The organism is Streptomyces boninensis, from assembly GCF_048572725.1.
Classification (GTDB): Bacteria; Actinomycetota; Actinomycetes; order Streptomycetales; family Streptomycetaceae; genus Streptomyces; species Streptomyces boninensis.
Genome location: NZ_CP183837.1, coordinates 8,008,507 through 8,031,170, shown reverse-complemented (window position 1 = coordinate 8,031,170; position 22,664 = coordinate 8,008,507). Strand labels below are relative to the sequence as shown.

General features: G+C 73.7%; 9 protein-coding genes. 6 read left to right on the top strand and 3 right to left on the bottom strand.

Annotated elements, in window-relative coordinates; translation table 11 throughout:
- Positions 1-600 precede the first annotated feature (600 nt).
- The 3 genes from ACNNMR_RS36320 (at position 601) to ACNNMR_RS36310 (ending at position 6,286) form a co-directional block, all read left to right on the top strand.
- Positions 601-3,492, top strand: a complete 2,892-nt coding sequence (locus tag ACNNMR_RS36320; protein ID WP_419998946.1) for a LuxR C-terminal-related transcriptional regulator — start codon at positions 601-603, stop codon at positions 3,490-3,492.
- A 138-nt stretch (positions 3,493-3,630) separates the two neighbouring features.
- Complete coding sequence (locus ACNNMR_RS36315; protein ID WP_420000610.1) at positions 3,631-4,962, top strand: KamA family radical SAM protein; 1,332 nt, start codon at positions 3,631-3,633, stop codon at positions 4,960-4,962.
- A gap of 82 nt (positions 4,963-5,044) precedes the next feature.
- Positions 5,045-6,286: a pyridoxal phosphate-dependent aminotransferase gene (locus ACNNMR_RS36310; RefSeq protein WP_420000609.1), complete on the top strand. Its 1,242-nt coding sequence runs from the start codon at positions 5,045-5,047 to the stop codon at positions 6,284-6,286.
- A 4-nt stretch (positions 6,287-6,290) separates the two neighbouring features.
- Here the strand turns inward: ACNNMR_RS36310 and ACNNMR_RS36305 are convergent, their stop codons facing one another.
- Complete coding sequence (locus ACNNMR_RS36305) at positions 6,291-16,973, bottom strand: SDR family NAD(P)-dependent oxidoreductase (RefSeq protein WP_419998945.1); 10,683 nt, start codon at positions 16,971-16,973, stop codon at positions 6,291-6,293.
- Positions 16,974-17,016: 43 nt separating this feature from the next.
- The gene (locus tag ACNNMR_RS36300) at positions 17,017-18,591 is read right to left on the bottom strand and encodes an AMP-binding protein (RefSeq protein ID WP_419998944.1); all 1,575 of its coding nucleotides are present in this window, start codon (positions 18,589-18,591) and stop codon (positions 17,017-17,019) included.
- Between the two features lie 199 nt (positions 18,592-18,790).
- Here ACNNMR_RS36300 and ACNNMR_RS36295 point away from each other — a divergent pair, with 199 nt between their 5' ends.
- Entirely contained in the window at positions 18,791-19,756 is a 966-nt protein-coding gene (locus ACNNMR_RS36295; protein WP_419998943.1) for an ACP S-malonyltransferase, read from the top strand.
- On the opposite strand, the gene ACNNMR_RS36290 is transcribed toward ACNNMR_RS36295, so the two are convergent.
- Positions 19,751-19,990: an acyl carrier protein gene (locus ACNNMR_RS36290; RefSeq protein ID WP_419998942.1), complete on the bottom strand. Its 240-nt coding sequence runs from the start codon at positions 19,988-19,990 to the stop codon at positions 19,751-19,753. The two genes, ACNNMR_RS36295 and ACNNMR_RS36290, sit on opposite strands and share 6 nt — an antisense overlap.
- A 102-nt stretch (positions 19,991-20,092) precedes the next feature.
- On the opposite strand from ACNNMR_RS36290, the gene ACNNMR_RS36285 reads away from it, so the two are divergent.
- Positions 20,093-21,595, top strand: a complete 1,503-nt coding sequence (locus tag ACNNMR_RS36285) for an AMP-binding protein (protein WP_419998941.1) — start codon at positions 20,093-20,095, stop codon at positions 21,593-21,595.
- 103 nt (positions 21,596-21,698) lie between these two features.
- Positions 21,699-22,628 carry an ABC transporter ATP-binding protein gene (locus ACNNMR_RS36280; protein WP_419998940.1) on the top strand — a complete coding sequence of 310 codons (930 nt, stop codon included), beginning with the start codon at positions 21,699-21,701 and terminating at the stop codon, positions 22,626-22,628.
- The last annotated feature ends 36 nt before the right edge of the window (positions 22,629-22,664 follow it).

Below are 22,664 nucleotides of genomic sequence, written 5' to 3'. Positions count from 1 at the left end.
AGCCGTCGCCGAGGGCCGATCATGCGACTGGAGAAGCACCCGCCTCCACCCCTCTCCCCCGACCCCGAACACCCCCTAACGTGCCCTCGTTAACGCAACCTTTGCCGACCCGGGAATCCCCGGGTCGGGCACGGCCCGGCGGCCCGTTCCAGACGGCGTGCCAGCAGGTGCCCGACGGTAGGGGTGAGCTGGCGCGACGCGGTTACGCGAAGGTTTCCCGGGGGTGTCCGGGGCCGGAAGCGGCCCAGGTGAGGAGGGGTCGCTGCGGTGGGTCGGATGTGGCTGACGGAACGCCAGTTACGAACGTCGCCGGGCGCGGTGGCGCGTACCCGGGAGTCCGCGGACACTAGGGGTCGGGACCCCGGTAGGGGTATCGCTCCCGTCCCAGCCGAAACAATCACCCCATTGCAGTCTTGCTGCACTCTTGGTCAAATCATTACTCACCCATCGGCAAATACTGACCATACGGGGGGCATTCGTGCGCTGTTACCTAGCGCGGAGTAACCGGTCCGCTACGCCCGAGGTGGACTACGCGTCACCGACTCTCCCTCCAAGACCCGCCCTGCCAGCCCGGCTCATACGCACCGACAAGGGGGATCAGTGCTGGTAGAGCGCTCGGAAATACTGGGAGAACTCGGCGACTTAATAGCTCGGTCCGTACGGGGACGAGGCGCTATCGCCTCGATCAGCGGATCGACCGCCATGGGCAAGACCGCCGTCCTGAACATCCTGGCGGACGAGGCTGCCGCGGCGGGCAGCACCGTCCTCAGTGTGGTGAGCGCGCCGGACGAGCGGGAGCACTCGTTCAGCGGACTGACCCAGCTGCTCCACGCGCTGCACGCCCACATTCCGGACCTCGGAGGGGAGGGCGTCGACCTCTCCGGCGGTATCACCCTCGGCGGGCCCGCGGTGTCGGCCGCCTCGCGCGCGGTGTCGGCCGGCTCGCCGGCGCCGGGCGTCTCACCGGTGCCGGCCGTGGACCGGGACGATCTGGTACGGGCCGCCCGGCACACGCACCGGGTCGCCACCGAACTCGCCGCCACAGGGCATCTCCTCATCACCGTGGACGACGTCCAGTACACCGACCCGGCCACCCTCTTCTGCCTCCGCTATCTCGCGCAGCGGCTGCCGCAGCTGCCCGTAGCGCTGGTGCTGACGCGCGGCACCCTGCTGCCCGACGAGCAGTCGCCGCGCATCCTGGACGACCTCATGTACCAGGCCAGCGTCCGGCGTTTCCATCTGCACCCGCTGTCCCGCAAGGGAGTCGGGCAGCTGGCCGCGCGCCTGACGGCGGCCGTTCCCTCCGATCACGTCGCGGAGGAGCTGCACCGGCTGAGCATGGGAAATCCGCTGCTCGCGCACGCTCTCGTGGAGGACGGGCTGCGCGCCGCGTCGGAGTCCGAGGCGGCTCCCGGCCTGCCGGCGGCCGACGATCCCGCGCTCCAGCCGGCCGCCGCGGAGGGGCTGTCGACCGGACAGGTATTCCAGCAGGCGGTGCTCACCTGCCTGCACCGGCTCGGTCCGCAGGCGGAGCGGGTGGCCCGCTGCGTGGCGGTGCTCGACGGGGAGGCCACGCCGGCGCTGCTGAGCCGGCTGAGCGGCATCGACGAGCAGTCGGTGCAGACCTGCCTGCACCTGCTCACGCGCATCGGCGCCCTGGAGGGCACCCAGGTGCGGCATCCGGGCATGCGGCAGACGCTGCTGCGTGACATGCACCCCAGTGAAGGGACGGAGCTGCGGCATCGCGCGGCCGGCCTGCTGTACAACAACGGGGCCGCGCCCCAGGCCGTAGCCGCGCACCTGCTCCACTCCAGACCCCTGCAGGAGGGCTGGGTGGTGCCCGTACTGCAGGAAGCCGCCCGTCAGGCGCTGGCGGACGGCGATGTGGCACAGGGGCTGAGATGCCTGGAGCTGGCCCGGGACTGCTGCACGGAGGAGGCGGAGCGGCTCTCGGTGATGTCGCAGTACGCCTTCAGCCAGTGGCAGCTCAGACCCGCCGACTCGGCCCAGTACTTCCTCACGCTGAAGAACTCGATCATGGCCGGGAAGCTGGCGAACGACAACGCGATGCGGGTGGCGGAGGGCATGATGTTCTACCTCCACTTCGACGACGCGATGAAGGTCGTGGACCACCAGAACCGCGACGAGGTCGCGGGGCCGACGCTCAACAGCACGCGGCTGCTGATGGCCTCGGAGTTTCTGGGCCTGCTCGACCGGCCGCGCCGGCCGCTCCCGAAGGCGCACCTCTCCGCCACCTCGACATCGGAGGTGCGCGCCCGGCACGCCCTGGCCCGCGCGCTGCACCGGGGGGCGGACGAGGAGGCCATCGCACTGGCCGAACAGGTGCTGCAGGGGAGCCACTCCCCCGGCGCCTGGAAGCTCGACGGATTCCGCGCCGCGCTGATGGCGCTCTGCTACGCCGACCAACTCGACGACGCCCGCAAGTGGTACGAGGTGCTCTCGGCCGAGTCGGAGCGGTACGAGGCCCCGGCGTGGAAGGCGCTGCTGGAGAGCTCCGGCGCGATGATCTCGCTGCGGCGGGGCCAGCTGGGCGATGCGGTACGCCAGGCGGAGACGGCGCTGGCCCACTGGTCGGGGCGCACCTGGAACGTCGGCAGTGCGTCGGCGATCGCGGTGCTGATCGAGTCCCTGACCGCCATGGGCAAGCACGAGGCGGTCGTGAAGCTGCTCGCCGAGGAGCCGCCGCAGGCGCTGTTCCAGACGCGGTCCGGGGTGCACTACCTCTACGCGCGTGGCCGGCACTATCTGGCGACCGGCAAGCTGAGCATGGCGCTGACCGACTTCATGGGCTGCGGCACGCTGATGCAGCGCTGGAACGTCGACACCCCCGCACTGGCTCCGTGGCGGCTGGGGGCCTCGGAGGCATGGATGCGGCTGGGCGACCGGGAGCGTGCCGTACGGCTCGTGGAAAAGCAGCTCGCCGCCTCGGAGCTGGGGTCGCCGCGCGCCCGCGGGATGACGCTGCACAGCCTGGCGCTGCTGCAGCCGACGGCGCAGCAGCCGCCGATCCTGCAGGACGCGTTCGACCGGCTGGACAACAACAGCGCGTGGTACGAGGCCGCCGCCGTGCTGGTCGATCTGAGCCGGGCCTACCAGCAGTTGGGGGAACGGTCGGTGGCGCGGCAGACGGCGCGGCGCGCGTGGCGGCTCGCCAAGAGCTGCCGGGCGGAGTCCCTGTGCCAGGCGCTGGTGCCGACCAAGGCGACCCGGATGGCCGACGCGAAGGAGGCGGCGAGTCCGGCCGGGGATCACCGCGGGGATCAGTTCGGCTTCGAGCGGCTGAGCGAGTCGGAGCGGCGGGTCGCCGTACTCGCCACGCAGGGGTACGCCAACCGCGAGATCGCCGACCGGCTGTTCATCACGGTCAGCACGGTGGAGCAGCATCTGACGCGGGTCTACCGGAAGTTGGGGGTCAGGAACCGGGAGCAGCTCCTGGACGGGGATCGCGTGATCTCCTGCCAGGCGGTCTGACCTCTAGGGGGCGCTACGGGTGGCTGGCGGCGGCCTCTGAGGCCGATGATCCAATCAGTACAAACGCGTCGGCTGCCCGGGCGCCTGCCCTGTCTTCCCTCCACTTTCGATGAAGTCTCACGGAAGAGATCCGCCATGATGCCGCTGTCGGGCCCCAGCCCCGTCCAGAGCCAGCGCTTCCGCGCGTACGGCACCCGGCAGCTCGACGCCATCGCCACCCGCTTCCCGCTCACCGGGGAGCAGGTGGAGACGGTCCGGCTGGTCTCCCAGGTGCTGCCGTTCCGGGTCAACGAGTACACGCTGTCCGAGCTCATCGACTGGGACCGGGTGCCCGACGACCCGATGTTCCGCATGGTGTTCCCCCAGCGCGGCATGCTGTCGCCGGGCGACGAGCGGCTGCTGACGGCGGCGACCACGACCGGGGACCGGCAGGCGGTGATGGCGGCGGTCAAGGAGATCCGCGGGCGCCTGAACCCGCACCCCTCCGGCCAGCAGGAGCTGAACGTACCCCGCATCGACGGCTCACCCGCGCCGGGGCTGCAGCACAAGTACCGCGAGACGGTGCTGTATTTCCCCAGCCAGGGCCAGTCCTGCCACTCCTATTGCACCTACTGCTTCCGCTGGGCCCAGTTCGTCGGCGACGCCGACCTGCGGTTCGCCACCCCGCGCCCGGACGTGCTGGTCCGCTACCTGCGCGAGCACCCCGAGGTGTACGACGTGCTCTTCACGGGCGGCGATCCGATGATCATGGGCACCGACCGGCTCGCGGACCATCTGGAGCCGCTGTTAGAGGTCGAGTCGGTGCGCACCATCCGTATCGGCACCAAGTCGCTCGCCTACTGGCCGCAGCGCTTCGTCACCGACAACGACGCGGGCGACGTGCTGCGCCTCTTCGAGCGGGTGGTGGCGGGCGGGCGCACGCTGGCCGTCATGGCGCACTTCACCCATCCCAGGGAGCTGGGCACGGACCTGGCGGCGAAGGCGCTCGCCCGGATCCGCGCCACCGGCGCCGTGGTGTACTGCCAGGCGCCGCTGATCGGGCGCATCAACGACGACGCGCCGACGTGGAGCGCGCTGTGGCGGGCCGAGCTGGCCGCGGGTGCGGTGCCGTACTACATGTTCGTCGAGCGCGACACCGGTCCGTACGACTACTTCAAGGTGCCGCTGGCGAAGGCGGCCGACGTGTTCCGCTCGGCGTACCGGACCCTCCCGGGGCTCGCCAGGACGGTGCGCGGCCCGGTCATGTCGGCCACCCCCGGCAAGGTCGTGGTGGACGGCGTCGAGGAGACCGCCGGCGGGAGGTTCTTCCAGCTGCGGATGCTGCAGGCGCGCGACCCCGAGCTGGTGGGGCGCCCGTTCCGGGCCCGCTACTCCGCTACGGCGGCGTGGCTGGACGAGCTGGAGCCGGCCGAGGACACGCCGCCCGACATCGCCGCCGCGGTCTGGGGCGGCGCTGGCGGCGCGGCCTGACGCAGACTTAAGGGAGGCTGCCGTGGCCACCACGGTGAACCCGACGCACACCGAGGCCGAGCCCTCGTCCGAGCCCCGCCCGATGTCGCCGAATCTGGCGCTCAACCAGCAGGTGGCCGAGCGCCGCGCGGCCGGCGAGGACATCCTGCACCTGGGCTTCGGCGAGTCCCGCCTGCCGGCCTTCGAGCCGCTGGTGGAGAGCCTGATCGCGGGCTCCCGGCGCAATGCGTACGGCCCCGTCCAGGGCGATGCCGCGACGCGGGCGGCCGTCGCCGGCTACTTCACCCGCCGACGCCTGCCGACCGGCCCCGACCAGGTCGTGATCGCCCCCGGCAGCAAGCCGCTGCTGATGGCGCTCAACCTGATCCTGCCGGGAGATGTGGTGATCCCCCGACCGGCCTGGAACACGTACGCCCCCCAGGCCGCCCTCGCCGGCCGCCGCGCCATCCCGGTGCCGATCCCCGCCGCGGCCGGCGGCGTACCCGACCCGGCCGGGCTGAGCCGCACCCTCGACGCGGAACGGCGCGCGGGCCACGACCCGCGGACCCTCATCCTGACCCTCCCCGACAACCCCACCGGCACCCTCGCCCCGCCCGCCCTGATCCGCGAGATCTGCGCCATCGCCGAGCGGGAGGACCTCACGGTCGTCTCCGACGAGATCTACCGGGACGTCATCCACCACCCGGACACCCCCTACCTCAGCCCGTGCGAGGTACTCCCCCACCGGACGGTGGTGACCAGCGGGCTGTCGAAGAGCCTGGCGCTGGGCGGCTGGCGCATCGGGGTGGCCCGCTTCCCCGACGACCGGGCGGGACGGTTGCTGCGGGCCGACGTGCTCGCGGTGGCCAGCGAGATGTGGTCCACGCTGGCGGCGCCCATGCAGGAGGTCGCCGCCTACGCCTTCGCCGAACCCCCCGAGCTGCGCGCCCACTTGGCCGCGAGCGCCCGCCTGCACGGAGCCATCGCCCGGGCGGTGCACGCCATCTTCACCGGGGCGGGCGCGAGCTGCCGGCCGCCGACGGGCGGCTTCTACGTCTACCCCGACTTCGAGCCGCTGCGGCCGGTGCTCGCCGCCAAGGGCGTGGTCGACTCGCCGTCGCTGGCCCGCTACCTGCTGGACGCCGGCGGACTGGCGGTCCTCGCCGGGCATCTCCTGGGTGACGAGGTCGGCGCGCTGCGCTTCAAGGCCGCCACCAGCATGTTGTACGGCGATACGCCCGCACTCCAGTGGCGGGCGCTGCGCTCCGACGCCCCCCTCGACCTGCCCCATGTCGCGGCGGGACTCCGCCGGATCGAGGACGGCGTCCGCCGCCTGGTGGCCTGAGGGTTCAGGCCGGGTCGCCCGGGCGTCCGGCGGCGCGCAGCAGGTCGTCCAGGCTCATGCTCTCGATCTCCGCCGCCCGGTTCTCGAAGTCCTGCCCAGTATCGGCCTCTTCGGCTTCCTGATCAGGGCCGGAGTCAGCGAGCCCCATCTCCTCCAGCAGGTGCCTCGTCAGCACGAGCGCGTTCGGGTGATCGAAGACCAGCGTCGCGGGCAGGCGTTCGCCGACGGCCTCGCCGATGCTGTTGCGGAACCGGACGGCGGCGAGCGAGTCGAAGCCCATGTCGCGGAAGGACTGCCCGGGGTCGACGGCGGCCGCGCCGGCATAGCCGAGAGTGGCGGCGGCGTGGGTGCGTACCAGCTCCAGCAGCGTCTGTTCGCGGCGGGCGGGAGCGAGGCGGGCGAGTCGTTCGCGGATTCCCTCGGCGGGCTCGGAGGGGGCGGCCTCGACGGTACGGCGGGCCGGGGCGGGCACCAAGTCGCGCAGCACGTACGGCACATCGGAGCGGTCGCGGCCGGTCAGGTCGAGCTGGATCGGCACCGCGAGCGGCAGGTCGAGCGTGCCCGCGGCGTCCATCAGCGCCAGGGCCTGGCCGGTGGGCAGCGGAAGCACGCCGTCGCTGCGCTGCGCGGACAGGTCGGCGGCGCTGAGGTCACCGGTCATGCCGCTGCTCTGCTCCCACATGCCCCAGGCCAGCGACTGCGCGGGGAGGCCTTGCGCGCGCCGGTGGGTCGCCAGGGCGTCCAGGAACGTGTTCGCCGCCGCGTAGTTGCCTTGCCCGCCGCCGCCGGTGACGCCGGAGGCGGAGGAGAACAGCACGAACGCCGTGAGGGGTTGGTGGGCGGTGAGGTCGTGCAGGTTCACCGCGGCGTCGACCTTGGGCCGTAGCACGGCGGCCAGCCGGTCCGGGGTGAGTGAGGGGAGGGTGCCGTCGTCGAGTACGCCTGCCGTGTGGACGACTCCGGTGAGCGTACGGCCGGTCAGCGCGGCGGCAAGCGCGGTGCGATCGGCGGCGTCGCCTGCCACGACCTCGACGTCGGCGCCGCTGCCCGCCAGTTCGGCGGCGAGGGCGGCGGTGCCGGCGGCCTCGGGGCCGCGGCGGCTGGTGAGCAGCAGGTCGCGCACGCCGTGGACGGTCGCCAGGTGCCGGGCGACGAGCCCGCCGAGGGTGCCGGTGCCGCCGGTGATCAGGACGCTGCCGGGCTGGTCGCCGAATTCGGTGGCTGCGGCGCCGGGTCGTACGGCAGGGACGCGGGACAGGCGTGGGCGGTGGGGCGTGCCGGAGCGGAAGGCGAGCTGGGGCTCGCCGGTGGCGAGTGCCGGGGCGAGCAGGGCGTCGGGCCCGCCGGGGCCCGTTTCCGGTCCTTCGGGGTCCAGGTCGATCAGCACGATCCGGCCGGGGTTCTCCGTCTGCGCGGTACGGGCCAGCCCCCAGACGGCTGCACCGGCGAGGTCGGTGATGTCCTCCCCGGCCACGGACACGGCGCCCCGGGTGACGATCGCCAGCCGGTCGGCGCCGGGCCGGTCGTCCGCGAGCCAGGACTGGATCCGGGCGAGCGCGGCGGCACTCTCCGCGTGCACGGCGGCCGCGCTGGTACCACCGGCGCAGCGGTGCACGATGGTCGCGGGCGCGGGACTGCCGTCCACGGGCGCGGGACTGCCATCCCGTGCGGCGGGGACCCATTCGAGCGCGTACAGCGCATCGCTGGCGGCCCCGGCGGACGCCGGACGCTCGCCCGCGGGGGCGTCGGCGACCGGGCGCAGGACGAGCGATTCGACGGCGGCCACAGGGCGGCCCTCGGTGTCGCTGAGCCGCAGCGCGAACTCGTCCTCGCCGCGCCGGGTCAGCCGCAGCCGGAGCGCGGCGGCCCCCGAGGCGTGCAGGTCGACGCCGGTCCAGGCGAACGGGAGGGTGACCCGGTCGGAGCCCGTATCGAACAGGGCAGTGGCGTGCAGCGCCGCGTCGAGCACGGCCGGGTGCAGCCCGAACCGAGGAGCCTCGGCGAGGGCGTCGGCGGGCAGCGCGACCTCCGCGAACACCGTGTCCCCCGCAGCCCGCCACGCCGCGCGCAGCCCCTGGAACTCCGGCCCGTACGCCAAACCGTCCTCGGCGGCGAGGCGTTCGTAGAAGCCGGTCAGGTCGACCGGCTCCGCGCCGGGCGGCGGCCAGGCCGTGGCCTCCGGGGCGGGTTCCGCACCGGTGCCGGTGAGCGTGCCGGTGGCGTGCCGTACCCAGGGGGCGTCGGCGGGGGCGCCGTCGGGCCGGGAGTGGATCACGACCGTACGCAGATCGGCGGCGACATGGACCTGGACGGCGACGCCGCCGCTCGCCGGGATGACGAGGGGTGCCTCAAGTGTCAGGTCCTGGACGGCGCCGCGGCCGACCTCGTCGCCGGCCCTGATGGCCAGTTCCACGAAGGCGGTGCCCGGGAGGATGACCGTGCCGCCGACGACGTGCCCGGCGAGCCAGGGCTGGGCGGCGAGCGACAGCCGTCCGGTGAGCAGCACGCCGCCCGCGCCCGCCACAGGCACGGCCGCGCCCAACAGCGGGTGGCCGGTGGCGACCTGGCCCGTCGCCGCGGCGTCGCCGGTGTGCTGGGGCGCGGTCAGCCAGTACGGGTGGCGCTGGAAGGGGTAGGTCGGCAGGTCGGCATGACCGGCGCCGCTGCCCGCGAGGTGCGTGCCCCAGTCGACGCTCGCACCCCGGATGTACGCCTCGGCGAGCGAGGTGAGGAAGGCGCGCGGCCCCCCGGCATCGCGGCGCAGCGTGCCGACGAGCCCGGCGGCCGCGCCGGCCGCCTCGGCGGTCTCGCCGAGACCCACGAGCATCCCGGGGTGCGGGCTGGCCTCCACGAACAGCTCGAAACCGTCGGCGAGCAGCGCCCGGCTGGTCTCCTCGAAGCGGACGGTCCGGCGCAGGTTGGTGTACCAGTACTCGGCGTCGAGCCCGGCGGTGTCCAGCTGCCCGGCGGTGACGGTGGAGTAGAAGGGGACGGCTGCGGTACGGGGCGTCAGCCCGTCCAGCTCGGCGAGCAGCCGGTCGCGGATCTCGGCGACGTGAGCCGAGTGGGAGGCGTAGTCGACGGGGATCCGGCGGGTCCGTACGCCGTCGTCGTCGAGCCTGGACCGCAGCGCTTCGAGGGCGTCGGGGGCGCCGGATACGACGACGGAGCGGGGGCTGTTGACGGCGGCGAGGTGGAGGTCGGCGGCGTCGGCGAGGTGCTCTCGTACGCGGTCAGCGGGCAGCGCTACGGACAACATGCCGCCACGACCCGCCAGCTCATCGCGGATGACCTGGCTCCGGCGGGCGACGACCCGCGCCCCGTCGTCCAGGGACAGCGCCCCGGCGACGCAGGCGGCAGCGATCTCACCCTGGGAGTGGCCGACGACGGCGGCCGGTTCGACACCAGCGGCGCGCCACGCCTCCGCCAGCGACACCATCATCGCCCACAGCGCCGGCTGCACCACGTCGACGGCATCCAGCGGCGGAGCGCCGGGCGCGCCGCGCAGCACGTCGAGCAGGTCCCATTCGACGTACGCCTCAAGGGCCTTGGCGCACTCGCCGAGGCGGGTCGTGAACGCCGGGTTGTGGTCGAGGAGTCCGATGCCCATGCCCGGCCACTGGGAGCCCTGCCCGGGGAAGACGAATACGGCACGCCCGTCGCCGCGCGCCTCGCCCACGACGACGGCGGCCGACGGGGTGCCGGCGGCCAGCGCGTCGAGCCCGGCGAGCAGGCCGGTGCGGTCGGTGTCCACGACGACGGCGCGATGCTGGAGGGCGGCGCGGCCGCGGGCGAGGGTGGCGGCGATGTCGAGTTCGTCGGCGTCGGCGTGGTCGCGGAGGTGGGCGGCGATACGGGACGCCTGGGCGGTCAGGGCCTCGGGTGAGTGGGCCGACACGGTCAGCGCGGCGGCTGGTGGCCGGGCGCCGCGCGGGGCGGCGGGGGCGGCGGGCGGCGGCTCCTCGATGACGACGTGGGCGTTGGTGCCGCTGACGCCGAAGGACGAGACGCCGGCGCGGCGCGGGCGTCCGTCCGTCGTCCACTTCCGGGCCTCGGTGAGGAGTTGGACGTCGCCCTCGGTCCAGTCGATGTGCGGGGACGGGGTGTCGGCGTGCAGGGTGCGGGGCAGCGAACCGTGCCGCATCGCCATGACCATCTTGATGATGCCCGCGGCGCCCGCGGCGGCCTGGGTGTGGCCGATGTTGGACTTGATCGAACCCAGCCACAGCGGAGCGTCCGCGGGCCGGTCCTGGCCGTACGCCGCCATCAGCGCCTGCGCCTCGATGGGGTCGCCGAGGGTGGTGCCGGTGCCGTGGCCTTCCACGGCGTCGACGTCGGCCGGGGTGAGGCCTGCGAGGGCGAGCGCCTTCTGGATGACATGCGTTTGGGCGGGCCCGTTCGGCGCGGTGAGGCCGTTGGACGCGCCGTCCTGGTTGACGGCCGAGCCGCGGATCACGGCGAGTACGGGGTGCCCGGCGCGCTCGGCGTCCGACAGGCGTTCCAGCAGCAGCAGTCCGGCGCCCTCGGCCCAACCGGTGCCGTCGGCGTCCGCCCCGTACGCCTTGCACCGGCCGTCCGGGGCGAGCCCGCGCTGGAGGCTCATCTCGACGAAGGTCTCCGGCGTCGCCATCACGGTGACGCCGCCGGCGAGGGCGAGCGTGCACTCGCCCGAGCGCAGGGCCTGCGCCGCCCAGTGCAGCGCCACCAGGGAGGAGGAACAGGCGGTGTCGACGGTGACGGCCGGTCCTTCGAGCCCGAGGGTGTAGGCCACGCGCCCGGACGCGACGCTGCCCATGCCGCCGCGCCCGGCGAAGCCGGCGAGGTCCTCGGGGACGTCCGCGGTACGCGGCGCCCAGTCGTGGTACATGACGCCGGTGAAAACGCCGGTGTCGCTGCCCTTCAGGGACAGCGGGTCGATGGCGCCGCGTTCGAGGGCCTCCCAGGCGAGTTCCAGGAGGAGGCGCTGCTGCGGGTCCATGACCTGCGCTTCCTTGGGGCTGATGCCGAAGAAGGCGGGGTCGAATTCGGCGGCGTCGTGGAGGAAGCCGCCTTCGCGCGTGTACGTACGGCCGTGGCGGCCGGGTTCCGGGTCGTGGATCTCGTCGGTGGGCCAGCCGCGGTTGTCGGGGAAGCCGGTGATGGCGTCGGTGCCTTCGGCGACGAGCCGCCAGAGGTCTTCGGGGGTGGTGACGCCGCCGGGGTAGCGGCAGGACATCGCGACGATGGCGATGGGTTCGTCGGCGGGCGTGGCCCGTACCGCTGAGGGCGGCGCGGTGGCGGGTGCGGCACCGCGGGCCTTGTCGAGTACGTGCCCGGCCAGCGCCTTCGGCGTCGGGTGATCGAAGACGAGGGTGGAGGTGAGGCGGAGCCCGGTCGTCGTGCCGAGCGCGGTGTGCAGCTCGACGGCGGCGAGCGAGTCGAAGCCCAGGTCGGAGAAGGCACGGCGGGGGTCGATGGCGGTCGCGTCGGCGTGGCCGAGCACGGTCGCGATCTGCGTCCGCACCAGGTCGAGGACGAGGCGTTCCTGCTCGGCTTCGGGCCGTCCGGCGAGCCGCTCGGCGAGGGTGCCTCCGCCACCGGCCGCGGTGGTGGCGGACCGGCGGGTGGGCTGGCGGACCAGGCCGCGCAGCACCGGCGGTACGCCCTGGGGGCGGGCGCGGAGTGCGGGGGCGTCGATGCGCAGCGGCACGAGGGTGGGGGCGTCGGTGCGGAGAGCTTGGTCGAGGAGGGCGAGGTTGTCCTCGGCGCTCAGGGCCGGGAGGCCGGAGCGGGCGGCGCGGCGGAGGGTCACCTCGTCGAGGCGGGCGCCCATGCCGGCGTCGCCGGCCCACAGGTTCCACGCCAGGGACGTCGCCGGGAGGCCGCGGGCTGCGCGGTGTTCGGCGAGGGCGTCGAGGAAGGCGTTGGCGGCGGCGTAGTTGCCCTGCCCGGCCGCGTCGAGAGTGCCGGCGGCGGAGGAGAAGAGGACGAACGCCGACAGCGGAAGGTCGCTGGTCAGCTCGTGCAGGTGCCAGGCGCCGTCGGCCTTGCCGTGGAAGACGGCGCGCAGTTGCCCGGGCGTGAGCGTGGCGACGGTGCCGTCGTCGACGACGCCCGCGGTGTGTACGACGGCGGTCAGCGGACGGTCGGGGGCGATGGCGTCCAGCACGGCGGCGAGGGCTGTCCGGTCGGCGGCGTCGCAGGCCGTGATGGTCGCTGACGCGCCCAGTGCGGCGAGTTCCGCGGCCAGTTGCGCGGCGGCGGGGGCGTCGGCGCCGCGGCGGCCGGTGAGCAGCAGGTGCTTGACGCCGTGGCTGCGCACGAGGTGCCTGGCGACCAGGCCGCCGAGTCCGCCGGTGCCACCGGTGATCAGGACCGTGCCGTCCGGGTTCCAGGGGGCGACGGGCGGCTCGTCGGGTACGGGCACGGGCACCGGCGCGAGGCGCGGGGCGTGCGCCGCGCCGTCGCGCAGGGACAGCTGCGGTTCGCCTGCGGCGAGGGCGGTGCGCAGGTCGCGTTCCGGGAGGTCCCGGTCGGTGTCGAGCAGGGCGAATCGGCCTGGGTGTTCGGCCTGGGCGGCGCGTACGAGTGCGTGGACGGGCGCGAGGGTCAGGTCGTCGGCGGCGCCGCGGGTGACGATGGCGAGGGGGGTGTCGGCGCGGAGCGCTTCCTGAAGCAGCGCCAGTACGTGGCCGGTTGCCGCACGCGCGGCCTCTGCGGGGGAGCCTCCGGGGAGGTCGTCAGGTACGTACGCAATGGAGAAGGCCTCGGCGGCCGCGTCCGGCTCTGCCGGGGGCTGGATTTCGGTCCAGCCGACGCGCAGCAACCTGCCGCCCCGCCCTCCGCCGGTGGCCAGGCCGCTCTCCGGCACGGGCCGCTGGACGAGCGACTCCACGGTGGCGACCGGCGCCCCCGCGGCGTCGGTCAGCCGCACCGAGACGGCGTCAGCGCCCGCCGGGGTCACATGGGCGCGGACCGCCGTGGCACCGGCGGCGTGCAGCTCGACGCCGAGCCAGGCGAACGGGATTCGTACCTGCCCGTCGTCCTCCGGCGCCTCGAAGGCATGCAGCGCGGCGTCCAGCAATGCGGGGTGGAGGCCGAAGCGTTCGGCTCCTGCCTCGTCCGCGGCGACCTCGGCGAAGACCTCCTCCCCCCGGCGCCACGCGGCGCGCACCCGGCGGAACGCCGGCCCGTACGCGTAACCCTGCGCGGCCTGCCGCTCGTAGAGGTCCTCGACATCGACCGGTTCGGCGCCGGGTGGCGGCCACGCGGCAGCCGCGGCAGCCGCAGGCGCGGCACCCTGCTCTGCGAGCCGCCCGGTGGCGTGCCGGGTCCACCCCGACTCACTCGCGGCTGGGCGGGAGTGGACGTCCACGGAGCGGCGGCCGTCCGCATCAGGGGGTCCGACGGAGACCTGGAGATCGACCTCCTCCGCGGCCGCGAGCGCCAGCGGCGCCTGGAGCGTGAGCTCCTCCAACCCCCCGCAACCCGCCTCGTCACCAGCCCTGATGGCGAGTTCGACCAGCGCAGTGCCGGGCAAGAGCACCGTGCCCGCAATGACGTGATCGGCCAGCCACGGATGCGTACGGGTCGACAGCCGCCCGGTGAGCACCAGCGCCTCGGAGCCGGCAAGGCTGACGGACGTGTCCAGCAGCGGATGCCCGAGGGTGCTGGGCGCGGGCTCGGCGTCCAGCCAGTACCGGGTGCGCTGGAAGGCATAGGTGGGCAGCTCGACCCGGCGGGCCCCGCGGCCCGCGAAGAAGCCCTCCCAGTCGACGCCGACACCGCGCGCATGCGCCTGGCCGAGCGCGGTCACGGCCTGCCGCTCCTCATCGTGCCCGGCGCGCAGCAGCGGGGTGAACACGACGTCGGCACCCTCGTCGGTGAGGCACCCGCGCCCGCTCGCGGACAGGACGGCGTCGGGCCCCAACTCCAGGTAGGTGGTGGCCCCGTGGGCCTCCAGCCAGCGCATGCCGTCGGCGAAGCGTACGGGCTGCCGCACATGCCGCACCCAGTAGTCGGCGTCGTACGCGCTGACGGGCTCCCCCGTCAGATTGGACACGACGGGGATCCGCGGCGGCGCGTACGTCAGGCTCTCGGCGACGCGGCGGAAGCCGTCGAGCATCGGGTCCATCAGCGACGAGTGGAAGGCGTGCGAGACGCTCAGCTGCCGCGTCTTGCGGCCCTGCGCCGCAAAGTGGGCGGCGGCGGCCGTCACGGCCTCGGCCTCGCCGGAGAGCACCACGGCCGCGGGCCCGTTGACGGCGGCGAGGCTCACCTGCTCGGTCAGCAGCCCCGCGACCTCTTCCTCGGTGGCCTGTACGGCGATCATCGCGCCGCCGGCGGGGAGTTCCTGCATCAGCGTGCCCCGCGCGCCGACCAGCAGCGCCGCGTCCGCCAGCGTGAGGACGCCGGCGGCATGCGCGGCGGCGATCTCGCCGACGGAGTGTCCGGCGAGCAGGTCGGGGGCGACGCCCCAGGAGTCGAGCAGTCGGAACAGGGCGGTCTCGACGGCGAAGAGGGCGGCCTGCGCGTACCGGGTCTGGTGGAGCAGCGCGGCGTGCGGCGAGTCGGGGGCGGCGAGGAGCACCCGGCCCAGCGGCTCTTCGAGATGGACGTCCAGGTGGTCGGCGGCCTCCTGGAGCGCTTCGGCGAACACCGGGAAGGCGCGGATGAGTTCGCGGCCCATGCCGGGGCGCTGGCTGCCCTGGCCGGTGAAGAGGAAGGCGGTGCGGCCGGTGGCCAGGGTCGTGCCGCGGGCCAGACCGGGCGCTTCGGTGCCGTCGGCGAGGGCGGTGAGGGTACGTACCAACTCGGAGCGGTCGGCGGCGATCACGGTGGCGCGTTCCCGCAGCGCGGCGCGGGTGGTGGCGGTGGAGTACGCGACGTCCAGGGCGGTGGCGTCGGCCGCGGTCGGCAGGAGCCGCCGGGCCTGGTCGGCCAGCGCCCGGCCGTCCTGCGCCGACAGCACGACCGGCACGGGGCGGTCGGCCGCCGTCCCGTCGGCGGCCGTCCCGTCGGCGGCCGTCCCGTCGCCCGGCTGGCCGTCAGCCGCACCTCCCCCGCGGTGCGCCGTGGCGGCGGGAGGTTCCTCGATGATGACGTGGGCATTGGTGCCGCTGACGCCGAACGACGACACCCCGGCCCGGCGCGGCCGCTCCCCCGCCTCCCAGGGCACCGGCTCGGTCGCCAGCCGGACCGTCCCCGCCGACCAGTCGACGTGCGGCGTCGGCTCATCGACGTGCAGCGTGCGCGGCAGCGTACGGTGCCGCATCGCCAGCACCATCTTGATAATGCCGGCGGCCCCCGCCGCGGCACCGGTGTGACCGATGTTGGACTTCACCGAGCCCAGCCACAGCGGCGCCGCGGGTTCGCGCCCGCTGCCGTACGCGGCGATCAGCGCCCGCGCCTCGATCGGGTCGCCGAGCATGGTTCCGGTGCCATGCGCCTCCACCGCGTCGACCTCGCCGGCGGCGAGGCCGGCGTCCGCGAGCGCCTGGCGGATGACGCGCTGCTGGGCAAGGCCGCTGGGGGCGGTCAGGCCGTTGGAGGCGCCGTCCTGGTTGATGGCGGTGCCGCGCACCACGGCCAGCACCGGGTGCCCCGCGCGCAGCGCGTCCGAGAGCCGGGCCAGGACGAACACGCCCGCGCCCTCGGCGAAGCTGGTGCCGTCGGCCGCAGCGGCGAACGCCTTGATCCGCCCGTCCGGCGCCAGGCCGCGCTGCCGGCTGAAGGTGGTGAACGTACCGGGGCTGGAGATCACGGTGACGCCGCCCGCCAACGCCAGCCCGCACTCCCCGCGTTGCAGCGACCGCACCGCCAGGTGCAGCGCGGTCAGCGACCCTGAGCAGGCGGTGTCGACGGTGACGGCCGGGCCCTCCAGCCCGAGGGTGTACGCGACGCGGCCGGAGACCACGCTGGGCAGGTTGCCCAGCAGCGCGTAGCCGTCGGCGCCGTCCGGCGCCTCGTGGGTGCGGGGCCCGTACTCGTGCGGCTCGACGCCGATGAACACGCCGGAACTGCTGCCGTGCAGGCCGCCCGGGTCGATGCCGGCCCGTTCGACCGCCTCCCAGCAGGTCTCCAGCAGGAGCCGCTGCTGGGGGTCCATCGCCTGGGCCTCCTTGGGGCTGATCCCGAAGAAGCCAGCGTCGAAGTCGGCGGCGTCCGGCAGGAATCCGCCGTGCCGGACGTAGCTGGCGCCGGTGGCCGCGGGGTCCGGGTCGTAGAGGCGGTCGAGGTCCCAGCCCCGGTCGGCGGGGAAGTCGGAGAGGGTGTGGGTGCCGTCCGCCAGCAGCCGCCACAGGTCGTCGGGCGCGGCCACGCCGCCGGGGTAGCGGCAGCCGATGCCGAGGATCGCGATGGGCTCGTCGGAGGCGACGGAAGAACGTACAGCTGAATCCGCGGGGCCGCTTTCCGCACCGCCGCCCGCCTCGGTGCCGTACACCAAACCCGCCAGATGCCCAGCCAGCGCCACCGGCGTCGGATGGTCGAAGCCCACCGTGACAGGCAGCTCGATCCTCAGCTCCGCGGTCAGCCGCCGATGCAGCTGGAGCAGGCCGAGCGAGTCCAGGCCGAGGGCGAGGAAGGGCCGGTCGGCGGCCACGACGGTGGCCGGGTCCGGGTGGGCGTCGGGGTCGACGGCGTGCAGTGCCTCGGCGGTCTGCGCCAGCACCAGTTCCAGCATCGCGGCCCTGGTGTGCTCGGTCATGGACGTACTCCCTAGCGAGGGCGAGCGGTGTGGGTGGTGAGGGTCACGACGACGCGAGGGCGCGCAGCGCCGCGCGGTCGACCTTGCCGTTGGGGGACAGTGGGAAGGCGTCCAGCGCGTGCAGGTGGTGCGGGACCATGTAGGCGGGCAGCGCGGCGCGGACGAAGGCGCTGACCTCCCTGGCGTCCGGTGCCGGCGCCCCGGCGGCGCGGGTGATGAAGACGTGCAGCCGCGTCTCGCCGTCCTCCTGCGTCGTCACGGTCGCGACCGCGCCGGTGACGCCGGGGAAGGCGGCGACACGCAGCTCGACCTCGCCGAGCTCGACCCGGTTGCCGCGGATCTGCACCTGGGAATCGGCGCGGCCGTGGAAGTACAGGTCGCCGTCCGGGCCGATGGACGCCAGGTCCCCGGTCTTCAGCACCACCCGGCCCGACGCGCGGTCGAGCGGGTCGGGGACGAGGGTGGTGCGGGTGGTCTCCGGGTCGTTCCAGTAGCCGGTGAAGAGTGACGTGCTGCGCAGATAGATCTCGCCGACCGGACCGGGCTCGGTCACCACCTGGCCGTCGGCGCCGATCAGCGTGACCTCGGCGCCCGGGATCGCGGCGCCGATCGACAGGCGTTGCGCGTCGGACGGCAGCGGGTTCGGCAGCTCCGTTACGGATACGGCCATCGCCTCGGTGGGTCCGTAGAGGTTGATGAAGCGGGCCTTCGGCAACAGCTCCTGCAGCGCGCGCAGTTCGCCCGGAGGAAACGCCTCCCCCGTAAAAAGGACGCCGCGCACGGCTCCGCTCTCGCCGAGCTCGGCCAGGCGGTCCGGCTCGTGGCGCAGCGCCGGCCGCCAGAGCGAGGGGACGGCGTCGACCTGCGTCACCTCGGCCTCGTGGAGGAACGACAGGAAGCGCCGCGGCCAGTTGAGCCGGTCGCGCGGCACGGGCACCAGCGCCGCCCCGTGGCTGAGCGCGAATCCGATGTCGAACAGCGCGAAGTCGAACTGGAGCGGCGCGGTGGTCGCGACGCGGTCCTCGGCGGTGAGGAAGTCGGAGGCCCGTACGCCACGGAGGAAGGAGACGACCCCGCGGTGGCTCATCGCGACGCCCTTGGGGCGGCCCGTGGTGCCGGAGGTGAAGATGATGTACGCGGTGTCGACGGGGGTCACGACGCGGCGGCGGCGCGGACCTGGCGGGGCCGGCGCGCGCTCGAGAGTCAGGCCTGCGGGGCCTCCGAAGCGGCCGGTGCCCACCGGCTCCGGGACGCCGGTGCGCTCACCGTCCACGGCCTGGAGGTACAGCGCGGGCTCGGCGGCGGCGATGATCGCCCGTAGCCGCTCGTCCGGCAGTCCGGGGCTGACGGGAACGAAGGGCAGCCCGAGCGTCGCGCAGGCCAGGAGCGTCGCCACGGCATCGGCGCTGGTGTCGGACTCGATGACGACCCGGTCGCCGACGTCGAGCCCGAGCGCGTCGAGCGCGGCGGCGCAGCGGTCGGTGCGGGCGGCGAGCTCGCCGTACGTGACGGTCTCCAGGCCGCCGCCGGGCGCGGCCTGGATCACGGCGGGGCGGTGGGGTGCCGTCCCGGGTCCGTCGAGGTCGAGGTTCAGCAGATACGTCCGGAGGTTGTCCACACGCCACCCTTCGATGCTGACCAACTGGCGGACTGTGTCCCGCAGAGCGCATTTTTTCTAACAGAGGGCATTTACTCCCCACAAGAACCGCCGATCACCCGGCCATTGGTTAGGGGGCCCTAGGGGTTATGCCATGCGAGCGGCGGCCACAAGAATATCCGGCAATTGACCGGCAATTGACACGAACCGGGGAGTCGGAATGGCGGAGGGAAACTCGGCGATTGTCTTTCCCGGAATCGGCCCGACTACGCTTGCCGACTCGGCGCGTTTCCTGACGGCGCATCCGGCGGCACGCCGGCTCGTCGCCGAGGCCGACCGGGTGCTGGGCTACTCCGTCATCGACCGGTACCGGGAGGCGGAAGCCCGCGGCGGCCAGGCGGCGTTCCCCGAGCCCGCGCGGATCTCGTACCTGGTCGGCTGTCTGGCGCTGGCCGACTGGGCCGTCGCCGATCACGGCCTGCGGCCGGTCGCCTGCGCGGGCGCCAGCTTCGGCGGCACGCCCGCCGCGGTGCAGGCCGGGGCGCTGTCGTTCGAGGCGGCGGTGGTCCTGACCGCCGAGTGGGGGCGCCGTGCGGACGCGTACTTCGCCCGGGAACACCGCGACATCGTCACGCAGTCGTTCGCCCGGGTGCCGGCGGACCCGCTGGCCGACCTCCGCGCCGAGCTGGACGCGCGCGGCGAGTGGAACGAGGTGGCCTGCCAGGTCGACCACGACTTCCACCTGCTGTCGGTGCGCGAGGGCGTACTGGACTGGCTGCAGGGCAGGCTGCGGGCGGCGGGCGGGCTGCCGCTGTACGTCATGCGGCCGCCGATGCACTCGCCGGCGTTCGGCGAGCTCCGCGAGGAGATGGCGGCCGAGGTATTCGACGGCGTCGCCTTCTCCGACCCGCGCGTGCCGCTGGTGTCCGACCACGACGGTTCGCTGGTGGAGACGGCGGCCGGGGTCAGGGACATGCTGCTGGACGCGGCGACGCGGCCGGTGCGGTGGCCGGCGGTCGTCGACACCCTCAAGGCGCTGGACGTCCGGCGGGTTTACGTCCCCGGCCAGGACGCGCTGTGGGGCCGGGTGGAGATCATGACCGGCGCCTTCGACGTGACCGCCGTAAAGCCGGAGACGGCCATGCGGCCGCGCCGGCGCTACGCGTTCGCCGGGCCCGGGTCATGAGCGCATGGCCGTGAGCGTGTCCCAAAGGACCCCGGGGGTGGCGAAGTTGTCGATACGAAGGGCGTCGTCGACAAAGCGCACCTCGTACGCCGCCTCCAGGGCGGACAGCAACTCGACCACGCCCATCGAATCGAGGCCGAAGTCCTTCAGATTCGCATCGGCGGTGAGCACATCGCCCGCCTCCAGCAAGGAAAGATGCTTGCGGAGCAATTGCTCGAACGATGCGTCCCACATATCGACTCCCCTATTAACTCGCACTTCTCAGCGGCAAACCTAATCCCCACCCCGCACCCGTCGGCACCCCTAGCCACCCCATTCTTCTCGCGGAGACCGGAAATGACCGAGACACCCACTGCCGGAGTCGGCCTGCACGAGCGTTTCCTCCGCGGCCTGGCGCTGTCGCCGGACCGGACCGCGCTGCGTGTGGACGACCTGAGCGTGACCTACGAGACCCTGCACGAGCTCGCCCTGCACCAGGCCGGGGCGCTGGCGGCGCGGGCCGGGAGCGGCCCGCACCGGGTCGCCGTGCTGGCGGACAAGGGCATCACCGCGTACGTCGGACTGCTGGCGGCTCTCTACGCGGGCGCGACGGTCGTGCCGCTCAACCCCCGCTTCCCCGCCGAGAGCCTCCGCTCCATGCTGACCGCCGCCGACGTCCGTACGGTCGTGGCCGACGCGACGGGCCGGGCCGCCCTCTCGGCGACCGGCCTCGATCTGCCCGTACTGGACGAGGCCGCCGCCGCGCCCCCGCTGGACACCCCCACCGCCGTCCGGCCCTCCGACGTCGCCTACATCCTGTTCACCTCCGGCTCGACCGGCCGCCCCAAGGGCGTGCCGGTGACCCACGCCGCCAACCGGCACTACTTCCGGCTCCTCGACGAGCGCTACGACTTCGGGCCCGGCGACGTCTTCTCCCAGTACTTCGGCCTCAACTTCGACTGCGCGATGTTCGAGCTGTTCTGCGCCTGGGGCCACGGGGCGGCCCTGCACGCCATCCCGCCGGCCGCGCACCGGGACCTCCCGGCGTTCGTCACCGAGCGGCGGATGACCGTGTGGTTCTCCGTGCCCAGCGCCATCGCGTTCGCCCAGCGGGTGGGCGGCCTGGCGCCGGGCGCCATGCCGACGCTCCGGTGGAGCCTCTTCGCCGGCGAGGCGCTGCTGTGCGGCGACGCCGCCGCCTGGCAGGCCGCCGCGCCCCGGTCCCATGTGGAGAATCTCTACGGGCCGACCGAGCTGACCATCACCATTGCCGGACACCGCTGGTCGCCCGAGACCTCGGCGAGCCGGGCGGTCAACGACGTGGTCCCGATCGGCCGCGTACACAGCGGCCACGAGCTTCTCCTGCTCGACGGGGAGAAGGAATCCCCGGCCGAGGGCGACCTGTGCATATCCGGGCCGCAGCTCACCCCCGGCTATCTCGACGCCGCGGACGACGCCGGCCGCTTCTTCGAGCGGCACGGCCGCCGCTGGTACCGGACCGGCGACCGGGTGCGCCGCCTGGCCGACGGCGAGCTGGCCTATCTCGGCCGCATGGACTCCCAAGTGCAGATACAGGGCGTCCGCGTCGAGCTGGCCGAGGTCGACCATGCCGTACGGCAGTGCTCGGGGATACAGAACGCGGCCACGGTGACGCGCCCGGCGCCCGGCGGCGGTCTTGAGCTGGTCGTCTACTACACCGGCGACCGGGTGCACCCGGCGACGCTGCGCCGCGCGCTGTCCGTGCGGCTGCCCGAGGCGATACTGCCGAAGGCGTTCCGGCATGTGAGCGAGTTCCCCTTGAACGCCAACCGGAAGATCGACCGGAAGCGGCTGGCCGGCGATGCCGCACGTCGGGACTGAGCGACGGCCTCGCATGGCGTACCGCGATCAACCGATCGGTTGATTCCGCTTCGTAGCTCGATGGGCGATGTGGCGGGGGCGGCCCGCGCGCGACGCTTTCCGCATGACCACAGCGAGCATCCCCAGGACGGGCCGCGGGCCCATCATCGAAGTCAGCGACCTCCGCAAGGCCTACGGCAGCAAGACCGTCGTCGACGGCGTCTCCTTCACCGTGGAGGAGGGCGAGATCTTCGGGATTCTCGGCCTGAACGGCGCCGGAAAGACGACCTCGGTCGAGTGCGTCGAGGGCCTGCGGGTGCCCGACTCCGGCCGCATCCGGGTCGCGGGCCTCGACCCGATCGCCGATCACGACCAGGTCACCAGGATTCTCGGCGCCCAGCTGCAGGAGAGCGCCCTCCAGGCCAAGCTCACCGTGCGCGAGGCGCTCGAGCTGTACTCCGCCTTCTACCCGCAGCCGCTCGACTGGCGGCCGCTCGCCGAGCGGCTCGGCCTGGCCGCCAAGCTGAACACCCGCTTCGGCAAGCTGTCCGGCGGACAAAAGCAGCGGCTGTTCATCGCACTCGCCCTCATCGGCTCCCCCCGCGTCGTCATCCTCGACGAGCTGACCACCGGCCTCGACCCGCGCGCCCGCCGCGACACCTGGTCGCTGATCGAGGACGTCCGCGACAGCGGCGTCACCGTCATCCTCGTCACGCACTTCATGGAGGAGGCGCAGCGGCTCTGCGACCGGATCGCCCTCATCAACAAGGGCCGGGTCAGCGCGCTCGACACCCCCGACGGGCTCATCGACCGCTCGGCTGGGAACACGCTCATCTCCTTCACCCCGTCGGAGCCGATCAACCACGAGGTCCTGGCCGCGCTCCCCGGACAGGCGAGCATCGAGATCAGGGACGAGCGGATCGCGCTCACCGGCACGGACGAGACCGTCAACGCGGTGATCTACTTCCTCGCCCGCAGCAACATCAAGGCTCACCAGCTCCGGGTCACCGAAGCGACGCTGGAGGACGCCTTCCTCGACCTGACGAAAGCGTGACCCGCAGCGCCCCGCCGACCGCCCCCCGACAGGAGC

Bases quoted from the DNA above. Each gene is read 5' to 3' on its own strand.
- ACNNMR_RS36315 (WP_420000610.1), top strand. From the start codon at position 3,631: ATGCCGCTGTCGGGCCCCAGCCCCGTCCAGAGCCAGCGCTTCCGCGCG.
- ACNNMR_RS36310 (WP_420000609.1), top strand. From the start codon at position 5,045: ATGTCGCCGAATCTGGCGCTCAACCAGCAGGTGGCCGAGCGCCGCGCG.
- ACNNMR_RS36305 (WP_419998945.1), bottom strand. From the start codon at position 16,973: ATGACCGAGCACACCAGGGCCGCGATGCTGGAACTGGTGCTGGCGCAG.
- ACNNMR_RS36295 (WP_419998943.1), top strand. From the start codon at position 18,791: ATGGCGGAGGGAAACTCGGCGATTGTCTTTCCCGGAATCGGCCCGACT.
- ACNNMR_RS36290 (WP_419998942.1), bottom strand. From the start codon at position 19,990: ATGTGGGACGCATCGTTCGAGCAATTGCTCCGCAAGCATCTTTCCTTG.
- ACNNMR_RS36285 (WP_419998941.1), top strand. From the start codon at position 20,093: ATGACCGAGACACCCACTGCCGGAGTCGGCCTGCACGAGCGTTTCCTC.
- ACNNMR_RS36280 (WP_419998940.1), top strand. From the start codon at position 21,699: ATGACCACAGCGAGCATCCCCAGGACGGGCCGCGGGCCCATCATCGAA.